The organism is Glutamicibacter sp. BSL13 (assembly GCF_052928425.1).
Map to the genome: position 1 here is coordinate 1 of NZ_JAVGCZ010000153.1, position 4203 is coordinate 4203.

Consider the following 4203-nt stretch of genomic DNA (forward strand, 5'->3'; position numbering starts at 1 on the left):
CCCTGGCCGAGACAGTCCTCGAGCGGCGCCTGTCCCCGCTGGAGCACACCGCGATCGACATCGCCCTGGCCGAGACCGTCCGCGACAACACCACCCCGATCCTGCCGATGGTCGTCGACCGGATCCTCGACCCGACACCCGACGCGCTCGGCGACCTCACCGCCGACGACGGCCGGCTCGTCGCCGGCGACCTCAGCGGCCTCTTCGACGGGCCGTCCACCGTGGCGTTCGACCCCAGCCTGCCGATGATCTCCCTGGACCTCTCCCAAGTCGCAGAGAACAGCTCGCTCATCAGCGTGCTGATGACATGTGCGAGCGCATGGATGGAAGCCGCCCTCCTCGACCCCCGCGGTGGTCAGAGGCTCGTGGTCTACGACGAGGCCTGGCGGCTGCTCGCGCACCCGTCCCTGCTGCGGCGTATGGACGCCCAGTGGCGCCTCGCCCGTCACTACGGCATCAGCAACGCCCTCGTCTTCCACAAGCTCTCCGACCTGGACAACGTCGGCGACCAGGGATCGATGATGCGGGCACTGGCCTCGAGCCTGCTCGCCAACGCCGAGGTCCGCATCGTCTACCGGCAGGAGACCGACCAGATCGGATCCGCTGCCCAAGCCCTCGGGCTCACTGGGACCGAGCAGTCCCTGCTCCCGAGCTTCGGCATCGGACAAGCCCTCTGGCGGATCAAGGAAAGAGCCTTCCTTATCCAGCATCAGATGACGCCCGGGGAACTCGAACTGTTCGATACCCGTGGCCGGCTCACGCAATAGCAGGCAGCTTCTTGTCGTATCGGAGGCGCTAGCTGTCGGCGTTGATGTATGCGGTGCGGGCAGCAGTCAATTCTGCCCAATGCGTTTCGAGGCCGCCAAGGGTTGGGCTCACTCCGAGAGTGGGGAGGGGCTGGGAGTGCCCATCGATGTAGCGGCACGCTTCCTCAAAGATGCGATTGACGGTGTCGATCGCATCTGGGAGCGCGTCGGCTTTGATCTTTGGAAGATTCGTCATGCGGACATTGGGCTGGTATCGCTGCGTGACGCCTTGTAGAAGCTCGGTCTCTGTGAACACTTCGCACCATGCGCGGATCCAGTCGTAGCCGGTGCGAACGAGTGCAGCGCGGGCGTCACCGTCTTGCGAGGTTGCGGCCTGGATGGTCTCGTTGATGTTCTTCTTGATGCTGCCAAGGCTGTCCCAGCGTGGACCAGTGGCGCGGGTGATTTTGCCCTTGCCTTCTTCGTCAGTGATCTGGAAGTAGGCGCAGCGCTTGGTGGTTTCCATGAGGGCAAGCAGTGTGCTGGCGAAGAAGATGTCATGGGTAAAGACGATGACCTGGGTCGTCTCCGCGAGGAGAGTGACACGCTGGGCGACCTCGTTGATGCGGCGATGATCGAGGCTGGACACGGGATCATCGAAGATCACGGGGGCGGTAATCCCAGCCAAGCGGGCTTCGGCGAGGAAGTCAGCCATGGCGAGAACTTTCTGCTCGCCCTCGGAAAGCACTGCGGAGGGCTTGTGCTTGCCGGTTAGGACCTTGCGTCGCTTGGCGAGGCCTTGCCGGCCGACGAACTCGATGTCGAGCGCGGGGGCTCGCAGGGCAGTGCATTCCTCGGTGAACAACGCATCGAAGCTCTCGTTGATCATCTGATCGCTGGCGGTCTTTGCTAGGCCGGTGACCGCGCGTAGCAACCCCGGCATGGGCTTGGCCAGGAGGGTCAACCGGTCAGCTTCCTTGGCGTCGCGCACCTGAGCCTCGATCAGTGGCCACGACTTTCCGAGCTCAGCGGCGGCTTCGAGCTCGACGAGCTCCTTCCGCTTGGCTACCAGCGTCTCGGTACGAGTTGCGGCCTGCTTCCTCAGTTCCTTCAATGCACTCGTCGTGGACGTCAAGACAACGTTCAACGCCGCGGCGTCCGTGGTCGCGCTCTCGGTGAGTGCAGAGTCAATGGACGCGCCCGTCTGTAGTTGCTCAGTGAGTGTGGCGACGGCTGACAGGGTGCTGTCGAGCTCGACGTGGTAATCGGGCTTGTCATCGGTGTCGTCGTACTCGGCGGCGAACGTTGCGGCGTCGCTGATCTCCAGCGAGGTGATCGGTTCTGCGAAAGCCGCGAGTCGCACCTTGGAGGCCGTGATGTCGGCGGTGATCTTGTCCTCGAGATACTCCGAGTACTTGTTGATGAGAGTACGTGCAGCATCGTCCAGGGGCTGTCTGCAGTAGAGGCACCGGTCGATGTCGTGCACCCCGAGCTCCACTAGGTGGGCCTCATAGGCTTTTCCGGCCGTAACGAAGGCGCTCCACGTGTCGTCGGGGTCGGCAGGCAGGTCGGCCGCCTCGAACAGGGAGTCTCGGAATGCGCGGTAGTCCTCTTGCAATCCGTGAAGTGTCTCGCGTTCGCGGTTGTATGCGCCTGTGTTGAAGTCGGCGAGAGTCGTGGCGGCATTCGATGCTTGAGTGAGGACTCGTTCCACACGCTGTTGGATCTTGATCTCTGCGCTGATGGTGTCTGCTTCGAGCGCAGCGACAGTGCGGCGCAACTGAGCGACTCGCGTGTCGACGTCCTCACCCGTGTCGACAAAGCTTTTCAATTGTTCGAGGTCGGTGGAGGCCCCGAGGGTCTCGATGAGGGGATACACCGTGGCGGTGCGCGTGAAGCGAGAGAGAAGGCCAGTCTGGCCTGAACGCAGTTCGCTGGCCGCCTGATCAATAGCGCTTTGGACCGACTTGATACCGGCGATGACGTGATTGAACAAGGCCAACGCGGCGGGGACGTACACGTATTCCAGGTCGTCGTCGACGTGGAAGCTGACGGAGGGACTGTCGAAGATCGACATCCGCGTGAACGGGGCGATGCCCTGGCCGCCAGTCCACGTGTAGGTCTTGGATGTGGATCCGAGGGTGTAGCTGATCTCCGCCGACTGTTGCTTCGGTGTCGTGGCTTCGATGTCGCCGAGTATCACGTCGGCAGTGCGACTCTTGGCGAGGGCCTTGAAGATGCGGGAGTACCCGGTCTTTCCTGTGCCGTTCTCCCCAAAGAGGATGGTCAGTCCGGCGTGGGGCTCGATGACGCCGCCCTCCACCAGGGCGTTCACACCAACGACGTTGGCGACGGAGGTCAGCGTCAGCGGTTCAATCGCCTCGTCCTCGGACTCGAGGGTGGCGAGAGGCTCTTCTTTAGGGAGCTCTCTGCTGTCGAACGCCTTCTCCTGCCGAAACAGGGCGTATGCGTCGGCTGTTTCATCGCTGCTCAGTGGCCCTGCTCCCGTGAGCACGTGGCGAACGATGTACCGCACCCATTCGTCAGAGCTGTTGGCCCACTCGCTGAGAAGGTCGCGAGGATCGATCCTCTGCGACGTCGTTGTCTCCACGTTCATGCCCCCCTCCTCGCACGTGAGCGCGAGGTCGGAAGCGACCGTGCTACTCCCATCCAGTGTAAGTCAGCGATCTCTGTGCAATCGCTGCTCTGCAGCTCTCGCGCGTCGGCTGGCAACGGATCGAGGGTGGCCAGGCGCATCGAGGTCGTACCTGACGGGCGTGAGAAGCCACGAACCGCGCCGCGAAACCACGTCCCCTGTAACCGGTTGGGGGTGGCCGCGATGAAGCATCGCGTGTTCCCTCCGAAGCGGGCCGGCGGGGCGCCGCCGGTTCCGGCTGTGTTGCCGCTGGTGGTGCTCGAAGCCCACGGCGACCAGCTGGTGATGACCGCCAACGGAGACAAGGGCACGGCCGAGACGCTCGATCGCTCGCAGGTCGGGGCGCGGCTGGCGGAGCTGATTGGCGAGTTCGATGTGCCGACCCGGGTCGAGGTGCACGAGCAGGACGGCACCGTACGCGCCGACATCCTGCAGCCCCCACCCAAGCCCGAGCCGCCGGTCGAGCCAGAGGAGGACCAGCCGGAGCAACCACGCAGGCGCCACCGGCGACCGGAGCTGGTGGAGGTGGAGGCGAGGGGATTCGTGCCTGGGGAGGAGGTCGCGGTCGCCGTGGTCCTGCGGCACGGCTCGGCCGGCCCAGGAGGGCGCGCCCGTGCCCTGATCGACCGGGCCGAGATCCCCGACCCGGATACCGCGGAGGTGGTGCTGCTCGGGCGGATCTCGGGGACGACGGCGGTGCGGCCTCTCACCTAACACAGGCGAGGCGCCTGGGCCTCGCTCCGTGTCGAGGGAGGCCCCTGTTGCAGAACCGTCCACCCAACGATCTGACCGTCAGCCTGG

2 protein-coding genes and 1 pseudogene are annotated in these 4203 nt (G+C 64.4%); 2 read left to right on the top strand and 1 reads right to left on the bottom strand.

The window, feature by feature from the left end; all coding sequences use genetic code 11:
* Window positions 1–767: pseudogene (locus RCJ92_RS15125) on the top strand (ATP-binding protein); the annotation flags it as partial.
* A gap of 28 nt (window positions 768–795) precedes the next feature.
* Here RCJ92_RS15125 and RCJ92_RS15130 read toward each other — a convergent pair.
* The gene (locus RCJ92_RS15130; protein ID WP_446755020.1) at window positions 796–3363 is read right to left on the bottom strand and encodes an AAA family ATPase; all 2568 of its coding nucleotides are present in this window, start codon (window positions 3361–3363) and stop codon (window positions 796–798) included.
* Window positions 3364–3585: 222 nt separating this feature from the next.
* On the opposite strand from RCJ92_RS15130, the gene RCJ92_RS15135 reads away from it, so the two are divergent.
* Complete coding sequence (locus RCJ92_RS15135) at window positions 3586–4116, top strand: hypothetical protein (protein ID WP_446755021.1); 531 nt, start codon at window positions 3586–3588, stop codon at window positions 4114–4116.
* Window positions 4117–4203: the final 87 nt, after the last annotated feature.